This is a genomic window from Undibacterium sp. YM2 (assembly GCF_009937975.1).
GTDB lineage: Bacteria > Pseudomonadota > Gammaproteobacteria > Burkholderiales > Burkholderiaceae_D > Undibacterium.
Genome location: NZ_AP018441.1, coordinates 617,467 through 639,870, shown reverse-complemented (window position 1 = coordinate 639,870; position 22,404 = coordinate 617,467). Strand labels below are relative to the sequence as shown.

Sequence of the window (22,404 nt, the reverse complement as noted above, 5' to 3'; positions counted from 1 at the left end):
GGCCTGGATATCAGGTGTAACCTTCTCCCGCACTCGCTCCTTGCTTATACCTTCGTTCCCTCGCACCATGTAGTCCACATGCTACGCAAGGCGATATCTACTTTCGTTGAGAATCCCGCTTCATCCATCAGCTTGCTGTGCGTCATTTGCTCGCGCAAACTCTCACGCACTTGTGCAAGCGTGCTGGTGTTACTGGCAAGTCCGACGACTTTATCTATATATTCCTGTTCAGTTTGCGCTATCCATTCTGGATGAGCTATACCTTTCAGAATTGAACTACCCAGCAAGCCAACGCTGGGCCGCCCGGCCAGCGTCACATAGGGCACGCCCATATACAAAGTTTCAAATAGCGTAGTCCCGGAATTATGCGGGAAACAGTCCAGGCCTATATCGATCTTCCTCAGAGTATTCCAGGGCGGGGTATCGTAACCTATTTCCAGGCGGGACTTGTCTATGCCAAGTGCGGCAAATTTTTCTTCAAGATCCCGGCGCAAATCGGCATTTTTAAAATTCCCGCTATTGATCAATAATTTTGCGCCTTCTATTTTTTCCAGTATCGCCGCCCATACCCGTATGGTGAGATGATTGATCCTGACTGACCTGGTCAAGGTACCCAGGGTTACATAACCATTTTTGAGGGCAGGCAGAGGGCTGACCTCACCCATTCCATCGGCAGGACGATACGCAAATGAGGGCGTCTCCAGGCGCCAGGGCTGCTCTGAAAATACAGCCTCAGCACCGGGCGGGGCACAAGTATCATCGGTCAGAAAATAATCAATCGCGCTAAGGCCAGTGGTATAACCATAACCCAGCCACGAAACCTGCAACGGCGCTGGCTTGCGGGCAAATACCTGCAAGCGGTTACTCCCAGTATGGCCGGCAAGATCGATCAGAATATCGATGCCATCAGCCCGAATTCTCTCTGCCAGCTTGTCATCAGACAAACCTGCCGTCGGAACCCAATGATCTACATAAGTTTTATAACGCTCAGTGACTGCATCTTCATATTTCAATTCTGCGTAGGCGTACAACTCAAAAGCTTGCCTGTCATGGTGTGCTAATAAAGGCTCGAGAAAGTATTGCACTGCATGCCGGCGAAAATCTGGCGAAACATAACCAACTTTGATACGGCGATGCGGGTTCTTGTCGTTAGCAAATGCCCGCCACTTGCTCTGGTGGGGCCGCGCATACTTTTCTTCATAAACCTGATACTCAGCAAATATCTCACTTGCACTTCGCACAGGATCATAGTTCAACAGGAACAGCAGGTTGCCATAAGTCTCGGCATGATCGGGCTCTATTTCCAGCGCTCTGCGATAACTTTGTTCGGCTTCTGCCCTCATGCCCCGGTCAGAATAGGTATTCCCCATATTGCTGAACAAATTGAGGGAATTGGCATCCAGACTGAGGGCGCGTTGGTAAGACGCTGTCGCCTCAAGGTAACGCGCTGTTTCGTGATAAACGATGCCCAGATTGCAATGAAAGCGGGCAATCTCAGGTTGTAAGGATATTGCAGTTTTATAACACTTTTCTGCATCCTCAAGGCGAGTCTGCTTTTTATAGACATCACCAAGATTACAATGCGCATCTGCAAAGTCAGGGCGTATTCTCAAGATAGCCTGAAAACATTGCGCCGCTTCTTCCAGCTTATTTTTTTCCTGCAAAATCAAGCCGATATTATTGCGAGTTTCTACATGAAGTTCATTGATCTTCAAGGCACTATTAAAATAGCTTTCTGCTTCATCATATTTGCCGCGCTCCTTGCATATCATGCCCAGGTTACAAAATGCGGCAAAGTTACCGGAATCGGCTTTAATGGTTTGCTTATAGTGATCTTCCGCTTCGTCCAGCAAAGACTGGCGCTGCAAAATAGTCGCGAGATTGAAATGTGCATGGCCAAAATTAGGCCTGAGTACCAGAGCCTTACGATACCAGGACTTGGCTTCATCCAGGCGCCCCAGTGATGTCAGAGTCACACCCAGGTTAAAAAAAACATAGTGCGACTCAGGGTGAAACTGGAGTACCCGTTTATACACTTGCTCAGCATCTTCAAAACGATGCAACTCATCCAGGCTGATACCCAGATTGATGGCCGCATCCAAAAAATCTGGCTTGATTACCAGCGCTTGCCGGTAATACTTTTCAGCCTGTACGCAATTGCGTTGCTCATACCAGGCATCACCCAGTTTATTGTTTAATTCTGCATCTTGTGGATGGATCAGCAGGGCCTGTTGATAGCTTTTGACGGCCTCAACAAAGTTTCTGTTTTTAAAAAACGCATCGCCAGCCACCTTCAAACTTTCAGCACTGGTCTCTTGCTGATGCGCTGCCAGGCTAGCAGGCTCAGGAGCCTGGACAGAGTTAGTGCTCTTGTCAGCAGTTGAAGAAAATTTACTCTTAATCCAATTCAGCATTTGTCATTTCTCAAGTAAGCGCCAGCCATGTTCATCTATTAGTCCTGATTGTAAATGTGGCGCGCGAGTTTGAGCAATAAATCAGAACTGCCTTGCAAGTCCAAGGATGTGTTTTGTATGTGGAGGGTTCTTACCGGTAAGGCAAGGTGAGAGGATTTTCTGTCATATACAGAAATGGAAAAGACATGCGAACCCGCAAGCTGTTGATTGAGCTTGCGGGTAAATTGATGTCAGCAGCCGCCCTGCCCGGCTTTCAAACCGCGTATGGGGTCACAGATTGTGCCACTTGCTGTCCAGATCATGTTTGCCTGACCGCTGGAGATAGTCGGTGTCAATGTCACAGCCAAAGGTGTACCACCGGTCGTAGTCGCACCAGTTTGAGTTGCAGTGATAACGCCATTGCCTGCTGCCGTTGGGGCCACTGGCAAAAACTTGGTGGTGATGGGATAAGTGGGGATGCCATTACTACCTATGGTAGAACAGGTCGCCCATGCGCCTTCCATTTGATAGCAAAGCGAAATCGCATGCTTCAGGCTCTGCAACTCGGCAATTGCCCCGGCCGCACGTGTACGGGAAGTGTAATCTGAATATTGAGGAATGGCGATGGCGGCCAGAATACCGATAATTGCCACGACTATCATCAATTCTATCAAGGTGAAACCGCGTTGTATCGTTTGCATAGGTGTGGTCATTTATTATTACCGCATATAAGGGTTGATCGTTACTGAAGATAACATAGCATCATCGACAGAAACGAGATACTTTCCTTGATTATCCAGGTTATTTTCATGAGCCGGGGTCAGATCATGTCTAATTAAAAAAAAAGACATCGTGAAAATTGCACTCCCATGAAATTCATTCATGCCTTTCTCAGGCAACGCTTGTTGGCCTAAGGCTCTACAAAAACCTGCCCGACCTTGTTATGAATGTATATTTGATCGCTAAAATAAAAAAGCCCACAACAAAGTGGGCTTTCTTGACAATCAAACCAGCTATTATGGGCAGCCGCCTTGACCAGCTTTCAAACCACGGATAGGGTCGCAGATTGTGCCGGACGCTGTCCAGATCATGTTCGCTTGACCAGAAGAGATCGTTGGAGTCAATGTCAAATCCAAAGGTACGCCAGCAGTTGTTGTTGCACCAGTTTGTGTTGCAGTGATGATACCAGCGCCTGCTGCAGTTGGAACTACTGGCAGGAATTTAGTTGTAACTGGGAAAGATGGGATACCGTTTGAACCAGGAGTTGCACAGTTAGTCCAAGCACCTTCATTTTGGTAGCAAATTGCCATTGCAGATTTCAGACTATCCAGTTCCGAAACCGCGCCAGCTGCACGAGTACGGGATGTGTAATCAGAATACTGAGGGATAGCGATCGCTGCCAGGATACCGATAATTGCTACAACAATCATCAATTCAATCAACGTAAAGCCACGTTGTACTGCTTGTATATTTGATTTCATTTGCTGTTCCATTTTAAGATTGGATTTTAAATTAAAAATTAATTAAAAATAAATATTTCAATATTGCATGATAACAATTTATGTTTAAACACTCGTCAGTCACAAGCTTTACAAGAGAGGCCTATTAAATTCACTCTAAAGCAATAGATGAAAAAATTAATTATCTTTATTTAATCGTAAATAATAAGCTTGAGGGTCTTATCTTCCGCTTGGTAGAAATTTCGTCAATTACTCATTAAATAGACATCATTTCACCGTAGCAATTATACCTTTGGCATGACACTTTTAGTATATTTTTTAAACACTAAAAATAAAAAACCCGCGATAACGCGGGCTCTCTTCGGAAAAATAAAAAAGCCCACAATAAAGTGGGCTTTTTGACAATCAAACCAGCTATTATGGGCAGCCGCCTTGACCAGCTTTCAGACCACGGATAGGGTCGCAGACTGTACCGGATGCTGTCCAGATCATGTTCGCCTGGCCAGAAGAGATTGATGGTGTCAATGTCAGTGTCAAAGGAACACCAGCAGTTGTTGTTGCACCAGTTTGTGTTGCTGTGATGATACCCAGACCAGCTGCAGTTGGGATTACTGGCAGGAATTTAGTTGTAACTGGGAAAGATGGAATGCCGTTAGAACCTGTAGTTGCACAGTTAGTCCATGCACCTTCATTTTGGTAGCAAATTGCCATTGCAGATTTCAGACTATCCAGCTCTGAAACCGCGCCAGCTGCACGAGTACGGGATGTGTAATCAGAATATTGAGGGATAGCGATCGCTGCCAGGATACCGATAATTGCCACAACAATCATCAATTCAATCAACGTAAAGCCACGTTGTACTGCTTGTATATTTGTTTTCATTTGCTGCCTCATTGTAAGATTGGATCTTTAGTTGAAAAATTGATCAGGAGTGAAAAATAAAAAAGCCCACAATAGAATAGTGGGCTTTTTTGACAATCAAACCAGCTATTATGGGCAGCCGCCTTGGCCAGCTTTCAAACCACGGATAGGGTCGCAGATTGTGCCGGACGCTGTCCAGATCATGTTTGCTTGACCAGAAGAGATTGTTGGAGTCAATGTCAGTGTCAAAGGAACACCGGCAGTTGTTGTTGCACCAGTTTGTGTTGCAGTGATGATACCAGCGCCTGCTGCAGTTGGGATTACTGGCAGGAATTTAGTTGTTACTGGGAAAGATGGAATACCATTGGAACCTGTAGTTGCACAGTTAGTCCATGCACCTTCATTTTGGTAGCAAATTGCCATTGCAGATTTCAGACTATCCAGTTCTGAAACCGCGCCTGCTGCACGAGTACGGGATGTGTAATCAGAATACTGAGGAATAGCGATTGCTGCCAGGATACCGATAATTGCCACAACAATCATCAATTCGATCAGTGTAAAGCCGCGTTGCAGCTGTTTAGGGATAGCTTTCATTATGAACTCCAGGAAAAGTTGAAATCAGGAACTACGCTTCACATGTAGCAATCACCGTGCCAGTTTTTGTTTACTGCGCAACTCCGCATTTTCTTATGCGGAAATCAGCGATTCCATAAGTCATTGATTAACTAGTGACGAAATGCGTCAATAATTGCGATTTAATCTATGCAAATATTTGTCAATGTTTGTGTCAGATCACAAAGACGACTGACAAGTCTGTCAGTCATGTAAGAAATTGTTTCAATACTTGATGGAGATATGAAAAAATTTTTACCTGGTGACTGCCTTACATATAGGCTACACCTGCCAGCAGATGGGGGGATTATGGACAGCCAGGTCACCTGGCCATCAAATGAAGCGAGGGAAGTATTACCAGCAAACCCAATAAGTTTGGACTGTCCCTGCCCTGGCGGCTCAGGCAGGGATACAATCAGCTCTAGTAGAAAATCACTGCCATTTTTGTCCCTGCCAGCTCTATCATGTCGGCATGCTTGAGGGTGTGTGGTTTGTCCTTGATGGACTGGGTATTGACGGTCGCAGCAGCATTACCTTCGACCTGGGCTATGACATATTCCCTTCCCTGCTGGGTAATGGCAATGACCTGGGTGCCAGGGCTGCCTATGGTAGTAACGGCCTTGACGAGGTTGAGCTCCTTGCCTGCATTAGCGCCACTCATGACCTTGATCTTTGCTCTTGGTTTTTCAACTGCGGCCGCTTGCACCTGCCCTGGTTCAGGCAGAAAAGTCTGCTTGCCGGACTCCTCTACCTGGAAGCGCAATTTGTATTTGCCTATATCAATAACATCATCATGCTGCAATAAATGTTTTTTGATTGGCTGGGCATTGACCATGGTGCCATTGGTGCTGCCAAGGTCAAGTACGAAAGAGCCGCTGGAAGAAGTATCAATCGCCGCATGCTGACCACTGACGGTCAGGTGATCAATGACGATATCGTTACTGGGGCGTCGGCCTACTGTGAGGCGTGATTTGCTGATAGTGATTTCTTGCTGAACCAAACCATTAAAGGTGACGATAATTTTCGCCATAAATCTCTCATCAATTCATAATCCCCGACCTACCGGGTAAATGTTCTTTTTAACCAGGACTTGTTTTCTTCACCGACCAGCCTGAACAGGACTACAGAAATATTATCCAGCCCTCCCCTGTCCTTGGCAGCATCAATCAGCGCTTCGGCACAAGGCTGAAGCTCAGACGCGTGCTGCCTGATCAAGGATTGGATTTCATCATGCCCGAGCATATCGGTCAATCCATCCGAACACATCAGATACAAATCTTCATCTTCAGTATGGTGTGTATGCAACTCCGTATGCACTTCTTCCAGAGTACCCACTGCCCTGGTGATCAAATTCTTAATAGAAGAATAACGCGCCTCTTCTTCAGTCACCAGGCCTGCATTGATCTGTTCCTGCAATACCGAATGATCCTGGGTCAGGCGTGTCAGCTCGCCTGCGCGATAACGATAGGCGCGCGAATCACCGACGTGGGCCAGCAAAAGCTTGTCTTGCAAACAGCATGCCACCACCACGGTAGTACCCATGCCTGCACATTCTGGATTGGTCAGTGCTGTATACAATACATTACGGTTGGCCAGCTCGATGGACTCATTCATCCAGCGTGCCATCGCCAGCGGCCTTGGCCCCATGGACGGGAACCAGATGGCATCCATCTTGCTACATAAATATTCAGCGATGATTTGGGCGGTCATGGCGCTGGCGACTTCGCCCGCGTTATATCCCCCATGCCATCGGCCAGGACTGCGCAGCCATAATCTGCACAAACGACGATAGCATCTTCGTTATGCGACCTGACCAAGCCCGTATCAGACAGGGCTGCAAATTCTAGTACACGCTGGTATGGCATCAATAAATGTCGGGATACATCCTGAGGTGAAAAAATTTATACGAAACAGATAATATTTTAGAATTATTTTAATCAGGACATGCGCAAACATTCTCCTGGTCTTACAAACCTGTTCAGCAAACCCAGGCACCTGGATGCAGCGGCTTAAATACAATTAATACAATCAGATACCATCAAGTACCGTCGATGGCAGAATGCCGCCTGAAACCTTGCGTATATCCTCTGCTTACAATGTGCAGAATTATTCTTTTGCTTGCCACTCGCTCATTATCGACATGACGCCAGATAATCAGCTAAACAAGACATACTCAATTTAATAGTGATCTGCCGCAGATATTGAAGCTTAACATTAAGGAAATCTATTTGCACGGATATCCATAACAAAGGCCGCCATAAATAAAAAAGAGTCGCAAAATTTGCGACTCTTTTTCATCTAAAGCTTATTTACCGCTGCCAGCTTACAGCATGGCTTTCAACAAACGCGCCATTTCTGACGGGTTTTTAGTGGCTTTGATGCCGCATTCTTCCATGATGTCGAGCTTGGCTTGTGCAGTATCAGCACCGCCAGAGATCAGCGCGCCAGCATGGCCCATGCGTTTGCCCGGAGGCGCAGTCACACCGGCGATGAAGCCAACAACCGGCTTCTTCATGTTGTCGCGTACCCAGTAAGAAGCATTTGCTTCGTCAGGACCACCGATTTCACCGATCATGATGACAGCATCTGTATCTGGATCATCATTGAACATCTTCATGATGTCGATGTGTTTCAGACCATTGATAGGATCACCACCAATACCAACAGCAGAAGACTGGCCCAGACCCAATGCCGTCAATTGACCCACGGCTTCATAAGTCAGAGTACCAGAGCGGGAAACCACGCCGATACGACCTTTACGGTGGATATGGCCTGGCATGATACCAATCTTGATTTCGTCTGGAGTGATCAGACCTGGGCAGTTAGGGCCGAGCAATTTTGTTTTGCTACCGGCTTTAGCCATGCGGTCTTTCAACATCATCATGTCACGGACAGGGATGCCTTCAGTAATGCATATTGCCAGGTCCAGGTCAGCTTCAACAGCTTCCCAGATGGCAGCGGCTGCGCCTGCTGGTGGAACATAGATCACGGAAACGGTCGCGCCAGTAGCTGCTTTCGCTTCAGATACGTTAGCAAAAATCGGGATGCCTTCGAAATCTTCGCCAGCTTTTTTCGGGTTCACGCCTGCAACGAAACAGTTTTTACCGTTTGCGTAATCGCGGCACATGCGAGTATGGAACTGGCCAGTTTTGCCAGTGATACCTTGGGTGATGACTTTAGTGTCTTTATTGATCAGGATGGACATATCTGTTCCTTGCGATTATTAAGCTTGAGCTGCAGCAGCTGCAACAACCTTCTGTGCTGCTTCTTCCATCGTGTCTGCCGAGATGATAGGCAGGCCAGAGTCAGCCAGCATCTTCTTGCCGATATCTTCGTTAGTACCCTTCATGCGCACAACCAGTGGCACTTTCAGGGACACAGCTTTGGATGCAGTGATCACGCCTTCAGCAATCACGTCACAACGCATGATGCCGCCGAAAATGTTGACCAGGATGGCTTTCAGGCCTGGGTTTTTCAACATGATCTTGAAGGCTTCAGTGACTTTTTCTGCTGTCGCGCCACCACCTACGTCGAGGAAGTTGGCTGGTTCACCGCCAAACAGTTTGATGGTATCCATCGTTGCCATCGCCAGACCGGCACCGTTCACCAGGCAGCCGATATTGCCGTCGAGAGAGATGTAAGCCAGGTCAAATTTGGAGGCTTCGATTTCCGCTGGATCTTCTTCATCCAGATCGCGGTAAGCAACGATTTCTGGTTGGCGGAACAAAGAGTTGGAGTCGAAATTGAATTTCGCGTCCAGTGCGATGACTTTGCCGGAGCCAGTCAGGATCAAAGGATTGATCTCAGCCAGGGAACAGTCAGTTTCCATGAAGGCCTTGTACAAACCTTGCAACTGTACGCGCGCATCAGCGATAGAGCCTTCAGGCACACCGATTTTACGGGAAATGTCGTCAGCTTCAGCATCTTGCAGACCATTGGTCGGGTCGATTGCCAGGTTGTGGATCAGTTCTGGATGTTTTTCTGCAACTTCTTCAATATCCATACCGCCTTCGCTGGAGGCCATCAAGACCACGCGCTGGCTGATACGGTCAGTGACCATACTGACATACAGTTCTTTTTTGATATCTGCGCCTTCTTCGATCAACAGGCGACGAACCTTTTGACCTTCAGCACTGGTCTGATGCGTGACCAGTTGCATGCCCAGAATCGCGTCAGCGTATTCACGCACTTGTTCCAGGGATTTAGCGACTTTCACGCCACCACCCTTGCCACGGCCACCGGCGTGTATCTGTGCTTTGACAACCCAGACTGGTCCGCCCAGCGTTTCAGCCGCTTTGACAGCTTCGTCAACAGACAGGCATGGAATACCGCGTGGTACTGTCACTCCGAATTTGCGGAGGATTTCTTTACCCTGATACTCATGAATTTTCATACGACTTCCCTTCAGACACTGAGGTATAAATAATTAAACAAACAAACTAGCTGGGTGATTTCACGTCAGGTGATGCTTTTGCCCAACGCGGGTAATATTGAACAACCGCCGGCCCGTCAGTACGAAGGGCGTGACAGCGATCAAGTTGAAAAGGTTGTTGCGCCTGCTGGCCGTGATCAGTCGCACCATCGCGCGTATCGATCACGTCCCCGGCAAAAGCCTGGACAGCAGCCGTAGGCAGAATTTGCGCCATTTCCGTCAGATGGGTGCAGCCATGCACACCAGCCATGCGCTCTTTCACGCCCTGGCGGAACTGTCTTAACAAATTCAAACCGATGAGTTTTTTATAATCTGGAGTAATGACTTCGCAATAACCCGGATAAGGTACGGCATCCGAAGACGCTTCCACATCAACGATGGTCAATTGCAAATCAATGGTAATGCGCAGGCTGAGGTCATGCAGCGCGCTGCCATTCGGGCGCACGCCGGATGCGAGGGTGATATCGCGAGGCTTATAGTCAGTGATACGGGCGTCAAGATCCCACAATCCATCATCGCGCGCGAACGCTTCGATCTGGATAGTACGCGTATGCTTCAGGGCGCGTCTGTTGATTGACGAAGATAAGGGCATCATGCCTGCTGGCGGCTAAACCGGAATTACTGAATAAATAGCCACAATTGCGTGTCGTTACCGCAGCTTCTACGATAACAGCCGCTCCTGCGGCCCTGCAAAAAAACCAGCAGAGTTTAGCACAGACCAGCCGGGAACTCATCATATGACTACAATTTAAGCAGTTTTCTGAGTATGCTTATGCAGAAATCTAAGCAGAAAATTAATTTTTTTGTGGTTTGGCAGAAGAAAACCGGGGGATTATCAGGTAAATGTCTGTTCTTGCAATACCTGCATCCAATTGAAAGGTGTGCTTATTTATGCCGCAAACCAATACCTGTTATTTCAAAGTTCAGGCCGAAGTTTTACTTTACAGACAAGGACTGGGTTCATCAGGCTGCTTTTATCCGTTTCTTATCACTTCTGCAGCTTAATGCGGAGCCTCGCCAGACCAAGCTCCATCAACCCAACAATGGGCGTTTATAAACGTATGCGTAGTTTCGGTGCCGAGTATCGTACTGCTTAAAGCCAAGTTTTCGCAGATCGAATTGGACTCTCAAGGTTGCGGCTTATCAAACCAATGCTTGGCCTTCAATCAATGTCCTAGCTTCAATAATAAGCATATCCTCCACTTCGTCATTCCTGTGCAGGCACACTGCTGTCCAAAATAATATTCTTGAAAAATAATAACGAGTAAATTCCCTCCCTTTCAAGGGGATGTCGTCGGGGTTTCACAAAGCATGCTTTGTGCCGACAGAATCTAAGCCGCTTGCAAGCGGCTTAGATATTTGTGGCACAAAGCTTCGCTTTGCGAATTCCCACAAATCTCCCCTTGAAGGGGAAGGAGCTTCAAGCATGATCGCTGGCAAAAATTATTCAATTGCAGAATTAAGTCTTCGACGTATAAGAATCGCCGCGACGCTGTTCGTACTTGACTCTCCAAATGAGTCAAGATAATTATTCCGGACAGCAGTGAGCCTGCGCTGGGGCGACATTATTGATATTGTGAGTATATTGAATTATAAGTACTACTCATCATCCTCATCCCGCGACATCCGCATCGCTGCCTGCGTCGCCCTGCTGGAAAACCCCCTCTGCTGCAAAAACGCCGCCTGCTTCATCTTCTCCTGATGATCTTGCGGCGCATGCCGGAATTTCCTGTGCAAGACCTGAACTGCCCTCTCCACTTCAGACTCCTTCAGCTCTTCCTTGACGTTTTCTATATCCTGCGCATCCAGGCCATGGCTTTGCAGTTCCGCCAAAATGCGGTTATTGCCAAACCTCATCTGCCGCCGGTTAACCAAAGATTCAGAAAACCGCTCACCAGATAAATACTTGGCCGCCTCCAGAAAATCCAGCACGGCAGCCACGTCATCGCCCTCTTCCGCATAGCGTGCCAGTTTACGCTCCAGCTCCATGCGACTATGTTCACGCATGGATAAATAACGCAAGGCTCGCGCTTTAAGGCTAATGGCAGGTTTTTTCATACTTTAAAAGCAAAAATGCCGGTTGGCAGCTACCAACCGGCATGATACAAAACTATGGTACTGACAGTGTTGCAGTTTAACGCTAAAACTCAGCGCTTCAACTCAGTGCTATAACTTACTCAGCCGTCGCTACCGCTGACAACAAAGGCACGCCCAGATGTTCACGTACCTTGTTTTCAATTTCAAATGACAGCTCAGGACGTTCTTTCAAATAAGTACGTGCATTGTCCTTACCCTGACCGATACGCTCACCGTTATAGCTATACCAGGCACCAGCTTTTTCTATGATCTTGGCATCGGCTGCCAGATCCAGAATTTCACCTTCGCGTGAAGTACCCTCGCCATACATGATATCAAAGTGTGCTTCCTTGAATGGCGGCGCCACCTTATTCTTGACTACCTTGACCTTGGTTTCATTCCCCACCACTTCATCACCAGACTTGATAGAGCCAGTGCGGCGGATATCCAGACGTACGGAAGCATAAAACTTCAGCGCATTACCGCCAGTTGTCGTTTCTGGGCTACCAAACATGACACCAATCTTCATACGGATCTGGTTAATAAAAATCACCAGAGTATTAGTACGTTTGATACTGCCAGTCAGCTTACGCAAAGCCTGGGACATCAGACGCGCTTGCAAACCAGGCAAAGAATCGCCCATATCGCCTTCAATCTCGGCACGTGGCGTCAATGCTGCCACCGAGTCAATAACCACCAGATCGACACTACCAGAACGCACCAATGCATCGGTAATTTCCAGCGCTTGCTCACCTGTGTCAGGCTGGGAAATCAGCAAATCAGACAGATTCACACCCAGTTTTTGAGCGTAACCAACGTCCAAAGCATGCTCAGCATCGATAAACGCACAAGTACCACCCAGTTTTTGCATTTCAGCAATCGCCTGCAGCGTCAATGTGGTTTTACCAGAAGATTCAGGGCCATAAATTTCAACGACACGGCCACGTGGCAAGCCACCGACGCCCAGCGCGATATCCAGGCCCAGAGAACCAGTAGAAACAACCTGCACCTCTTCCACCACTTCACCGTCGGCCATACGCATGACCGAACCTTTACCAAACTGCTTTTCTATCTGTGCCAGCGCTGCTGCAAGTGCCTTTGCTTTTTCTGAGGCATTTTCTGGTTTCTTATCGTCCATACATTCTTTCATTCAATAAGCGGCGGGTGGAAAAAGGAATACAGGCTTAATTTCCTGCGATTTGCAGTACTGTATAAAAAAACAGTGATTTATGCAAGCGACTTTTTGCATAGATTATTGAATGAGGGATTCTACAGCCGGACATTGACAATCGCACAATAACTGTCGATTTTCATTTAACTCTGAACTTTGTTGTCGAAATCCACTTAACTCTGAACTTTGTTCACTTAACTCTGAACTTTCTTGCTCTGTATAGCGCATATGTCCAAGATATTGCTAATGGCAATGTTTCACATCGGAATAAATAAGATCAACGGCAACCATGGCGAAAGATCACTCGAACTGGGTACAGGTACTGAATCCTGGGCCATAGGTTTTACGGACGGCGACTGGGTACTTAACCAGCTTTCCGTATCAAAGTGCGTCACCTTCAAAATCGAGTACATTTGTTCGTTTGCTAGCTGAGTTGACCCTATCAGTTTGATCCACCTTCCACTTCCTGGCGAAGGCTGCCACCCGGTCATACGACCCTTCAAATCCTAGTTCTTTCAGATCCAGATGAAGCTGTTTCAAGCTACGTCGCTGTTTCCGATTTTTGCCTGTTTCGGTTTTAAGCCAGCTTGAGAGCTGCAATGCGTATTTGTCGATAGCACTGGTTGTTTGTCGTTCCGCATAGGCTGGCTCTGTGACTTCAGAGCGCAGATAGCGTCGGACTGTGTTGCGAGAGATGTCCAGTCGTCTGGCGATCTCTCGTAATGGGATCTGGTCACGAATGTGCCAGCGTCGAATAATACCTAGTAATGCCACGTCAATCACTCCTGCTCCCTACTCATCAAGATAAGTAGGATTGTGTGCTAAACGTGGGTCAGTTTTAGATGCAATTTATCCAGCAAAGTGGGTCAATTTTCAGTGCAAATCAACACACTATTTTTGCTTTTCTTCGTTAGAGGCCATTTTAGAAGCTTTGCCATCCTTATTTGTATTCGAGACCTTTGTGTCAGCTTTCTTCTCTGGCTGAGGAAGATCGAACACATATGGAGCATCGTTCTCCTTTTGGAAAACGATCTTCTTCACTGCAACCGCATCGGCGGCCGACAACGAGATTTCCTGAACAGTCCCATTCGAAAATACTGAATTTCTTACAATTATGGGCTTTGCGGGAGAAACGATATTATTCTGATCGAGCGAACTGCCAAGCACTAAGTATCTAATCTCCTTGTCTGACGTCGAACTTATTGCAATCGAGTCGACCCGAAATTGTGAGTTTTGAGGTAACAAATAGGTATTTCGATACTGGTGCCCAAGTAGGAGTCGCCCGAGCTCCACGGTTCTCGTGCTTTCAACAATACTACGAGGCGCAATGAAACGTACTTCCTTAGAATCCCGATATGAAAATTCCGTTTCTGGGAACCCGTAAGCTTGGTTGCCAATGACAGCAATCAACGGATGGTTGCCATCCATATTTATCTCGATGCATTGATGGAGAGGCAGCGCAACCTCCACCAAAGTTGCGCTGACAGTCCGTACTTTCGCTTGATATGGCAACTCAGGACTGTTAGCGAGAATATTACAATTCTGGCGGTCGCTGCGTACGAGTTGAGTTCTGTTAGGAATCCCCTCACCAACATCTAATTCGACAGTACCTCCAGCCACTCGAAAGTACCGCGGGGGTACTCCGGCGGGCCATTGAACAGAGGTGACATCTTGAAAGTTGCCTCTGATGCGATTTATTGGCGCGTTGCCGCTTAGGCCGATAAGTACTGGGAAGCGTGATTGGTCAAGGCTAAGCTGACCTCCATCCGGGCTTATGAGCGTAAGGCTAGAAGTGGCCAATGCTTGATTCGTAGTCGTAAATCGAAGGGCAGTACTGCTGAAGTCAACATTGGTTTGCTCCTGCATGCCAAGACGAACCTTTGTCCCGGGGAGGAAATGTCCAAATAATGTAACAGCACCTGTTCCATTCTTGGTGTTTTGATACTCGATATTTGTGAGATTCAAAGTATCAAATGATGTCCTCACGTTATTGAAAATCGTTTCTCCTGCCTCACTGATCATCTCGCCCGCAGTTCCCGTACTGGAATCAAACCTTCGCCAATTGCTTCTTACAATGATTCGATCCAATGGAACGTCACCACCTGGCAAAGACAATTGGGCTAATGCCTCTCTCACCCCGGCTTGAACAACCTTTTGCCCAAGTACTGGCTTAAACATCCATCCGAAACGCAACGGCGTTCCTTTACCAGAGCATTTCGATTCAGTCGTCCGCTCGCCAGTGAAGGCGACGGTATCTTGCGCACGCACCATGAAATAAGTATCGTGGGTCCATGAGAAATTTCCACTGACGTTGAAAATGCCGCTTATCGCGCCCAAGCCAAGCCCCATCATCTTACTTGTGACCGCAGCCGTGTTATAAGTCTTTTCTTTCGGAATTATTCGGACGAGCGATGGGCGCGTTGCTGAATCCTGTTCACTTCCCAATGTCACGTTCTTGTCTGGGCAAATCGTAATGTGGACCTCAACAGCAGCATTCATGCTGTCGCGAGTTGCCGTCGCCGGAATCGTGATAGGAATTCCAATCGTAACAAGACGACGAGCATTGCCATCAACGGAGTATTCCGCGTTCACTGGCGGCTCAAGTAAGGTCTGTAGCGTTACAAGTTCCATCTCAAGCTGATACTGCTCTTCGAGCGTACCCAGTCCATTCTGCGAGAATTGGGTAGGAGCAGCGACCCCAGTAGTTGTAGCTAGCGCAGCGGGAGCAGGCGTCACTGCAGGGGTGTTGGTCGTCGTCTGAGTAGTATTGTTCGGAGTTATAGAATTTGTCGTAGACTGTGTGGTTGTCGAGTTGGTGCTATTGTTTTGGTTCGTTACAGTTTGAGTCGACCCATTGAGGGTACCAGTATTGGATACTGTCTGAACCCCAGGGACGGGCAACATCGACGCTTGGGCAACGCCTTGCATTTTTCGCAGGTCGGCACCTTGTAGTGTGCCAACATGGGTGCTCAACTGCGTTTGGTCGAGGCCATAAAGGCGCGCTAAACGGTCCCGCACTTGCAGCAATCTCTGCTGCAACCCGACATCGTTATACACTCTCGGAGTTTCTATGTGGACTAGTGGTGGATTTCCCACGGGGAGAGTCGTGCAAGCAGCGCAGCCTGCAACTATTCCAACGGCAATGATCGAATGAGAATGGCGCATATTGGTCCTCGCTATTTAACTAGAAATGTGTAGCACTGGACCGTAGCCAGCTACGACATCCTCGATTCCTGGAACAGTGATCGCAATACCGTTCCCTGCTCCAGCGTACTTTGCGTAAGCAGCCGCTATGCCAACATCCGTCACAAATCCGGGCGGATCTGTCGTCATCAATTCGATTGCCACACCAGTGGTTCTCGTCACTTTAAGCTTTGCGCGATGCAGTTCGAGCCTTAATATTCCGATTGGCATAGCTAGTCATCCTCAACTAGATGGTTTGATAAGAACTTGTTTCGAATTTCGAGAGCAGATTACTAGTTTTTCTCCAATTACTGCGCCTAAATTGAGTTCAAGGTGAGCAAGTTGCCCTACTTGTCGATCGCGGCTTCTACATGTACGCTGCCGACGCGAACGAGGGGGCCGCTAGGTTTCGGAACCAGTGGAGTGCCATCAGGTTTTACCAGTTGCTGCGGCACCAGCAAGATTTGAATGCTGGACGGAGAGAAAGCTCCACTCTTGGCCACAGAGCGGGCGACCTCGGTAACGTCAAAGCGCAGCGTAGTGGGTTGACCGCTCACGCTGTGCGTGAATTTGTTAATCGTACCGACTGAAACTGGCGCGATTGGCGCTGCGCCTGGCTTTAAGGGAATTGCCACCTGCACATCAAATACTACAGCTCGGCGACCACCCTCAGCAGTGAATGTAATATCGTCTAGTACGACATACAGGCTAGTAGGTGTCCCTGTTGCAGGGGACTGAGTCTTGTCTAAGCCCATTGCATTGATCTTGTTCTTTGCAGCACTCACTAGCGGCAAAGATAGTACCCCCCGGCACTTGTGACTTCCACGAGCAGAGGTTTTGACAAGGATTCCGGCTTCATCCCCTGAATTGATGGCCCTGCATTCAGTTGCGGGGGTTTCTTGATAGGTTGCTGAAGTGGCACGGGCGGTGCCCCTTTTATTTCAAGCGAATCGTACTGATAGCCGTTGGTTTGCAGGGCTCGTTCTGCGTTCCATAGTACTTGCCCTTTAGCTGTGATGAAGACAAAGGACTCATTCTTCCAATTGCTATCAGCATCTGGTGCAGCATTGCTCTGTGGTTGTCGGCTAGCCCAAGCTGCCCAGATTCGATCAATGTTGCAATGATGTAGGTAGAAAATCGGATCCCAAGCCGCGGTCGGAACCATTCCCATCAAGCCAGAGATTTGGCCATGTATGACATCATGGGGACGCCCTTCCACAAGTCCATCGAAGCCAAATACTTTATGTCCGGGTAGGGAGAATGGCTGATGAAGCATGTCCGTTGCGGTCATTGCTTCCCTAGAGGCTGAAACGCCACCACTACCATCTAAAAGGGCTGGCTCCCGAGTTGAAATGAACAGCGGGTTGTCAACACCATGGAGTTTTTCGAGTCTGAAGATTTCAGGCAGAGTCGGATCACTGAAGTAGTCCCAATAAGGGAGGGCGTTGAAGCCCGCTTTGACACCCTTGTCCTTAGCGACAGCCGCAACCGCAGTCATGAAGTGCGTTTCAAAGGTCTCCAAGTACAACCGATGCCAAGACTGGAAATGACCGGCCTTGAAGAATCCTTTTCCTGTCTTGGATCCGCGATGGATACAGGAATTCCATGTTGTCTGCGCGCCGGCCGGTACCTTGCCTAGCTTGTCGAAATCGATGTACTTGCCGATATCAAGCAGGCCCGGATCTTTTTTCGCAGCTTCCAGTAATTCCGCCCTAGATTTGAAGTCGAGGTGCGAGTGCGTTGCCGCCAAGTAGTACCAGCTGCCCGGGTCACTAGCTTCGCGCTTCATCATTAGCTCGACTGCGGCTGCAAAAAGCGATTGATCCTGCTGGCTGAGCTTCTTGAAATCAACCCGAGTCGCAATGTTAGCTGCTCGAGCATTCAAACCACCAAATGCACATGCAACGCCACCAATAGTAGAAAACACCAAAATTGTCCTGCGCTTCATGATTACCCCAAAAGTTTCATGCTGCAGCAATTGCTGTAATAAGCGCCGCGTGCCCAGCTAGGTCATTGCGGCGGTGAGAGAACCAATTGTTCAGTGAATCGAGCTTTAGGACCAGGGCTGCAATTGCCGAGAGTATGGTGTCCAGGCGGACTGCAACCGTCGACACCTGGCCTGTTGGCTGCGCTGCACCTAGACCACGCTTGTAGACCATCTGCGTCGAGGTCGTCCAATAATCCATGCGCTTTCAAGCGCGTCTCCAATATGTAGAAAGAACAGTCAGAAAACTTTTGGTATTTATTTATCTATTCTATTAAACACTGAATTCAAACCTATTGTCAATAATTTATCAACCGGCTGCATTGAACGTTGCTATCCTGACTTAGCGGGACGCTTGCTGCCTAAACGGAATAGGGGGCCTGGCTCGAACTAGCGTGCTATTTTCGTTTTTCCTGTTCCCCCATTCAGTGAAGGATTCGACCGAATGCCGCGTCGCCTAAAAAGTGGGGCAATTTTCAGTGCAAATCAACAATCTCTCAAAGTTCAGACTTAAATGGAAAAAACCCTTACGAATTCAGAGTTAAACGAAAAAAAGGTTCAGACTTAAATTGTCTGCTGTTTTGTAAGTGCTTGTTTTAGCTGTTTCGGCAGTTCAAAGTTAAATGAACATCGACAGTCGATTTTCATTCAAGTCTGAACTTTTTTCACTTAACTGTGCGTTTGCTAGCTGAATTGACCCTGTCAGTTTGATCCACCTTCCACTTCCTGGCGAAGGCGGCCACCCGGTCATACGACCCCTCAAATCCCAGTTCTTTCAGATCGAGATGAAGCTGCTTTAAGCTTCGTCGCTGCTTACGATTTTTACCCGCTTCGGTTTTAAGCCAGCTTGAAAGCTGTAATGCATATTTATCGATGGCGCTTGTTGTTTGCCGATCCGCATAGGCTGGCTCTCTGACTTCAGAGCGCAGATAGCGCCGGACAGTGTTGCGAGAGATGCCCAGTCGTCTGGCGATCTCGGGTAATGGAATCTGGTCACGAATGTGCCAGCGTCGAATAATACCTAGAACTCATTTCATAAATAGGATGAGTGCGAACAAGACGATTTGGGATGCAGTGCAAGGCCTTAGGTGTGTACCCTGTGCAGCTAAGGCGTCCGCCTTTGCAAGTGCGTGGTAACAAAACTGCACGCTGCAATGCGCCCAAATCGTCAGTTCCCGGAGGGTTTGCCTCATAACGCGCGCTGGACTGCGTTGGACTCGTTATCAATAGGCAAAGCTTTGACTGCCTCGTCTCCTTGCAGGACGCATGTGCGCTGGTAAGCGCACATCGTACGCAGGCGTGCAGCATGCTGCACGAAACCCCTGCTGTACCCTTGCCAGCCCACGTTATGAGACAAACGCATCTCACCCTATTTATGAAATGAGTTCTAGTAATGCCACGTCAATCACTCCTGCTCCCTACTCATCAAGATAAGTAGGATTGTGTGCTAAACATGGGTCAATTTTAGATGCAATTTATCCAGCAAAGTGGGGCAATTTTCAGTGCAAATCAACAAACAGGCGTAAGTCATCAAACGCAGATAGAAAAAAGAAATACAAGGTTCACTGGCAGTACTGCTGCAAGTATAAATTCTTTCCCGTGCATTCCATCTGCTCGCTATGTGCGGACTTTGGCAATGACCGGGTTCGGTGTTGTGCTCTAGTTTGAGGAAAATATGGCAACCAGCGTAACCGAAATAAAAGTGTTGCTGCAGTACGTCGAAGGGGTGATGGCACGCGCAGATCATCATGCAAATGGTGAATGATAAATGATCTTAATCAGTAAAACGGGGAACAGCAAATGCTTGATATTGTTCCCGGCATCGACCTCGCCAAGTTGAGCGCGAGTAGTCAACGCCAATCAACATCAAGTGGTGCTGGGTATCTGGCAAGTAGGCGGTGCTCATTGTGATCAAGGGACAATAACACCTGCCTTGTCCTAAAAATCTCTGAAAACCACAGGTAGTGCAAGTCCGAGCGCTGGCACTATCTGTGAACGACAACACCTATTCCTTTGACGCCGTTCCATCTCCATATTCTTCTATAGCCGGGTCCAGGTTTTCCGGTGCATGAAGAATAGTCGGTCCCCTGGAGCAAGCCTGACGGGTCAGGTATTCTGTCAAACCTTCTGCTTGCACGGCGGGTGGGATTGTTGCCTGCATCTCAGTCAGCAATTCTTCTGTTGCCTTGACTATCCATTCCACGCTGCGATACTTGGGCGAGACGATTTGTATATTCTGCGAATCAGTCTGATCAAAGAAGCCGTGCTGCAGTTTATGCCTGACATAAGAAAGTGCAGTGATACCGGGTATCGTGCGCTGTTCCAGATAAGCCTGTTTGCCTTCTTCATCATAACGGACGACAATGTCCGGGAATTCATAGCCCTCATCTTCCAGCAGCGCTTCGCTGACGATCGCTGGCAACAGTGGTCTGGCATCTTCATGCCCGACTTCAAACAGCAAAATTTTCTTGAGTTTTTTCATTTCCTTTTGCTCTTCCGTGTCCGTTTTTTGTATGGCGATCGTCGGGAAGTACTCACGGATAAAGGCATTGGATTTATTGATCAACTCGTCCCTGCTGACTTCAGGTCTATGCTTGAAAAATCTGTCGTCCATGTCCATCATCTTCCAGGCATGGTTCAGGTCATGAATCAGGAATTCGAGCGGAGATTGCCAGAACTCATCGACATACACAGGCTCGGTAGATACGCCGACAAAATACACTGGCGTGCCCCTTATCTTCATGAGGTCAGTCGCAGAGATATTGTCGAAAGTCGGGATGATGATGACTTCAGGAATCCGGCGCATCAGCTCTTCATAACGGTACCAATATTTCTTTTGAAAATGGGTACTCAGGTTTTTGTCGGTGCGGCATGCGACGTCAAAGAAGCCGACCGCTTCAAACAGGATGCGCAAGGTTGGTGCATACGGGCACATCGCACCATTCTGTATGGTGACGTGATGGAATTTATAAAGCAACTGCTCACGCATAAAAGAAAGTGCGGCACTGTCACGGCACTTCTCGTCCATCGCCGGAAGTGTCATCTGGCTGCGGAAATAGTCGACCACTGGCAGCAGCTCCAGAACTGGGGTGTCCAGATTGTTGTCATGCGACTCAAACCGAGCCCTCAATCCGCGGTATAAGTCCACCGGGTTCCTGACCCACTCCCGTATCCATTCGTGATGGGAAATACCCTGCGTTTTTGTAAAATTTTTCGCAAGCAGCGCAGCGGCAATTTGTTTGTGATGACCAAAGGCAAAGGAGCCTTCTTTCGCATACGGTGTCGTCATCACGCTCTCAGGCAGCCACCTGCCATGAACGTCTTCGGTATCGGAAATTTCTACGAGAAATCCGATCGTATCGACGATGTGACGAGGGTCAGATGGGACAGCAATTTCTTTGAGATGGTCGCGATATCCGTGAGTAACGGTTCTGTCCATGTAGATGCGGGCTTCGTTTTTGGCTTTGCTTTCTGCCTTGCTCCGCACAAAATAGTATTTGCGTCCACCTGCTTCTGCAATCCCATATTCTGGCGCTGCAGATCCGAACACTTTGCTGCCGGTTACCCGGAGTGCTGCAAAAATATTGGCTGGAATTCCAATTTCGTTTTGTTCATCTTCATCTTGCAGCAAGCCACCTGGCAGAGCGATGCCTTCAGGAAATACTGTTCTGTCCAGAGCCAGGAATTCCCTGCCATTCTGCCCATCGCGCATGACAAGCACATCAACCGTTTTGCGAACCATGACGCCCTGATCAATGCGTTGTTTTGCCTGTGCTTTCAGCGTCTGATCCGACAATAAGGCTTTCACTACTGCCGATTGACTGGCTACGTCCAGGTATCTGGCTACGCAATCTTCGATCCCATTCTTGCGGATGGGATCACGCAGGCGATGGAACCAATAAATCATGTACAACAGCGATTCTGCATACAGGCTAGCCGAGAAATTTTTCGTATCAAGGCTTACTGCATACTGGCTCAGCATGCCCAGCACCATATCCACCGTGCCATCCACTACCCCAGTGGCAGGTGCAGAACTGTTCATTGTCATATTATTTTCCGTTAGAATTTTTCAGGTGCTGGGCGCGTGTACATAAAACCTGCCAACCATTTGCACCCCATACTGTCAGTAAAATTGCAATTCATACTTATCATGATATCGCTGGATAAAGATATACGATACAAAATCCATAGTTCACACCTGTAACCCCAGAATCGTATTAATAAGGTACCTC

Annotated in this window: 19 protein-coding genes; 1 reads left to right on the top strand and 18 read right to left on the bottom strand. The window is 48.0% G+C overall.

The window, feature by feature from the left end:
- Positions 1-44 precede the first annotated feature (44 nt).
- From UNDYM_RS02995 to UNDYM_RS02950, 10 genes are all read right to left on the bottom strand, one after another.
- On the bottom strand, positions 45-2,414 hold the full coding sequence (locus tag UNDYM_RS02995; protein ID WP_162039704.1) for a tetratricopeptide repeat protein: 2,370 nt from the start codon (positions 2,412-2,414) through the stop codon (positions 45-47).
- A 230-nt stretch (positions 2,415-2,644) separates the two neighbouring features.
- Positions 2,645-3,094 (bottom strand): prepilin-type N-terminal cleavage/methylation domain-containing protein, encoded by a 450-nt coding sequence (locus tag UNDYM_RS02990; protein ID WP_162039703.1) that lies wholly within the window; start codon positions 3,092-3,094, stop codon positions 2,645-2,647.
- A 315-nt stretch (positions 3,095-3,409) separates the two neighbouring features.
- A complete protein-coding gene (locus UNDYM_RS30425; RefSeq protein WP_162039702.1) occupies positions 3,410-3,874 on the bottom strand; it encodes a prepilin-type N-terminal cleavage/methylation domain-containing protein in 465 nt (154 codons plus the stop codon).
- Between the two features lie 396 nt (positions 3,875-4,270).
- The gene (locus UNDYM_RS31010; protein WP_162039701.1) at positions 4,271-4,735 is read right to left on the bottom strand and encodes a prepilin-type N-terminal cleavage/methylation domain-containing protein; all 465 of its coding nucleotides are present in this window, start codon (positions 4,733-4,735) and stop codon (positions 4,271-4,273) included.
- Positions 4,736-4,843: 108 nt separating this feature from the next.
- Positions 4,844-5,308 (bottom strand): prepilin-type N-terminal cleavage/methylation domain-containing protein, encoded by a 465-nt coding sequence (locus tag UNDYM_RS30405; protein ID WP_162039700.1) that lies wholly within the window; start codon positions 5,306-5,308, stop codon positions 4,844-4,846.
- Between the two features lie 439 nt (positions 5,309-5,747).
- A complete protein-coding gene (locus UNDYM_RS02970; protein ID WP_162039699.1) occupies positions 5,748-6,356 on the bottom strand; it encodes an FHA domain-containing protein in 609 nt (202 codons plus the stop codon).
- A 29-nt stretch (positions 6,357-6,385) separates the two neighbouring features.
- Entirely contained in the window at positions 6,386-7,036 is a 651-nt protein-coding gene (locus tag UNDYM_RS02965) for a protein phosphatase 2C domain-containing protein (protein WP_232063681.1), read from the bottom strand.
- A gap of 613 nt (positions 7,037-7,649) precedes the next feature.
- Positions 7,650-8,531 (bottom strand): succinate--CoA ligase subunit alpha, encoded by an 882-nt coding sequence (sucD, locus tag UNDYM_RS02960; RefSeq protein ID WP_110255493.1) that lies wholly within the window; start codon positions 8,529-8,531, stop codon positions 7,650-7,652.
- An 18-nt stretch (positions 8,532-8,549) separates the two neighbouring features.
- Positions 8,550-9,734, bottom strand: a complete 1,185-nt coding sequence (gene sucC / locus UNDYM_RS02955) for an ADP-forming succinate--CoA ligase subunit beta (protein WP_255431543.1) — start codon at positions 9,732-9,734, stop codon at positions 8,550-8,552.
- Positions 9,735-9,765: 31 nt separating this feature from the next.
- Entirely contained in the window at positions 9,766-10,350 is a 585-nt protein-coding gene (locus tag UNDYM_RS02950) for a DUF2889 domain-containing protein (RefSeq protein WP_162039697.1), read from the bottom strand.
- Positions 10,351-10,530: 180 nt separating this feature from the next.
- Here UNDYM_RS02950 and UNDYM_RS02945 point away from each other — a divergent pair, with 180 nt between their 5' ends.
- A complete protein-coding gene (locus UNDYM_RS02945; RefSeq protein ID WP_162039696.1) occupies positions 10,531-10,815 on the top strand; it encodes a hypothetical protein in 285 nt (94 codons plus the stop codon).
- Between the two features lie 542 nt (positions 10,816-11,357).
- Here the strand turns inward: UNDYM_RS02945 and recX are convergent.
- The 8 genes from recX to UNDYM_RS02905 form a co-directional block, all read right to left on the bottom strand.
- Complete coding sequence (gene recX / locus UNDYM_RS02940) at positions 11,358-11,816, bottom strand: recombination regulator RecX (RefSeq protein ID WP_162039695.1); 459 nt, start codon at positions 11,814-11,816, stop codon at positions 11,358-11,360.
- Between the two features lie 115 nt (positions 11,817-11,931).
- A complete protein-coding gene (recA, locus tag UNDYM_RS02935) occupies positions 11,932-12,972 on the bottom strand; it encodes a recombinase RecA (RefSeq protein WP_162039694.1) in 1,041 nt (346 codons plus the stop codon).
- Between the two features lie 414 nt (positions 12,973-13,386).
- Positions 13,387-13,779 (bottom strand): helix-turn-helix domain-containing protein, encoded by a 393-nt coding sequence (locus UNDYM_RS02930; RefSeq protein WP_370529433.1) that lies wholly within the window; start codon positions 13,777-13,779, stop codon positions 13,387-13,389.
- A gap of 117 nt (positions 13,780-13,896) precedes the next feature.
- A complete protein-coding gene (locus tag UNDYM_RS02925; RefSeq protein ID WP_162039693.1) occupies positions 13,897-16,170 on the bottom strand; it encodes a hypothetical protein in 2,274 nt (757 codons plus the stop codon).
- A 365-nt stretch (positions 16,171-16,535) separates the two neighbouring features.
- Positions 16,536-16,745, bottom strand: coding sequence for a hypothetical protein (locus UNDYM_RS02920; RefSeq protein WP_162039692.1), 210 nt, complete (start codon positions 16,743-16,745; stop codon positions 16,536-16,538).
- Positions 16,746-16,972: 227 nt separating this feature from the next.
- Positions 16,973-18,136, bottom strand: a complete 1,164-nt coding sequence (locus UNDYM_RS02915) for a tyrosinase family protein (protein WP_162039691.1) — start codon at positions 18,134-18,136, stop codon at positions 16,973-16,975.
- 701 nt (positions 18,137-18,837) lie between these two features.
- Complete coding sequence (locus tag UNDYM_RS02910) at positions 18,838-19,173, bottom strand: helix-turn-helix domain-containing protein (protein ID WP_370529477.1); 336 nt, start codon at positions 19,171-19,173, stop codon at positions 18,838-18,840.
- Between the two features lie 1,004 nt (positions 19,174-20,177).
- Positions 20,178-22,220 carry a hypothetical protein gene (locus tag UNDYM_RS02905; RefSeq protein WP_162039690.1) on the bottom strand — a complete coding sequence of 681 codons (2,043 nt, stop codon included), beginning with the start codon at positions 22,218-22,220 and terminating at the stop codon, positions 20,178-20,180.
- Positions 22,221-22,404 lie beyond the last annotated feature (184 nt).

Bases quoted from the DNA above. Each gene is read 5' to 3' on its own strand.
- sucD (WP_110255493.1), bottom strand. From the start codon at position 8,531: ATGTCCATCCTGATCAATAAAGACACTAAAGTCATCACCCAAGGTATC.
- UNDYM_RS02915 (WP_162039691.1), bottom strand. From the start codon at position 18,136: ATGAAGCGCAGGACAATTTTGGTGTTTTCTACTATTGGTGGCGTTGCA.
- UNDYM_RS02925 (WP_162039693.1), bottom strand. From the start codon at position 16,170: ATGCGCCATTCTCATTCGATCATTGCCGTTGGAATAGTTGCAGGCTGC.
- UNDYM_RS02950 (WP_162039697.1), bottom strand. From the start codon at position 10,350: ATGCCCTTATCTTCGTCAATCAACAGACGCGCCCTGAAGCATACGCGT.
- UNDYM_RS30405 (WP_162039700.1), bottom strand. From the start codon at position 5,308: ATGAAAGCTATCCCTAAACAGCTGCAACGCGGCTTTACACTGATCGAA.
- UNDYM_RS02945 (WP_162039696.1), top strand. From the start codon at position 10,531: ATGCAGAAATCTAAGCAGAAAATTAATTTTTTTGTGGTTTGGCAGAAG.
- UNDYM_RS31010 (WP_162039701.1), bottom strand. From the start codon at position 4,735: ATGAAAACAAATATACAAGCAGTACAACGTGGCTTTACGTTGATTGAA.
- recA (WP_162039694.1), bottom strand. From the start codon at position 12,972: ATGGACGATAAGAAACCAGAAAATGCCTCAGAAAAAGCAAAGGCACTT.
- UNDYM_RS02970 (WP_162039699.1), bottom strand. From the start codon at position 6,356: ATGGCGAAAATTATCGTCACCTTTAATGGTTTGGTTCAGCAAGAAATC.
- UNDYM_RS02995 (WP_162039704.1), bottom strand. From the start codon at position 2,414: ATGCTGAATTGGATTAAGAGTAAATTTTCTTCAACTGCTGACAAGAGC.
- UNDYM_RS02965 (WP_232063681.1), bottom strand. From the start codon at position 7,036: ATGACCGCCCAAATCATCGCTGAATATTTATGTAGCAAGATGGATGCC.
- UNDYM_RS02990 (WP_162039703.1), bottom strand. From the start codon at position 3,094: ATGCAAACGATACAACGCGGTTTCACCTTGATAGAATTGATGATAGTC.
- recX (WP_162039695.1), bottom strand. From the start codon at position 11,816: ATGAAAAAACCTGCCATTAGCCTTAAAGCGCGAGCCTTGCGTTATTTA.
- UNDYM_RS30425 (WP_162039702.1), bottom strand. From the start codon at position 3,874: ATGAAATCAAATATACAAGCAGTACAACGTGGCTTTACGTTGATTGAA.
- UNDYM_RS02905 (WP_162039690.1), bottom strand. From the start codon at position 22,220: ATGACAATGAACAGTTCTGCACCTGCCACTGGGGTAGTGGATGGCACG.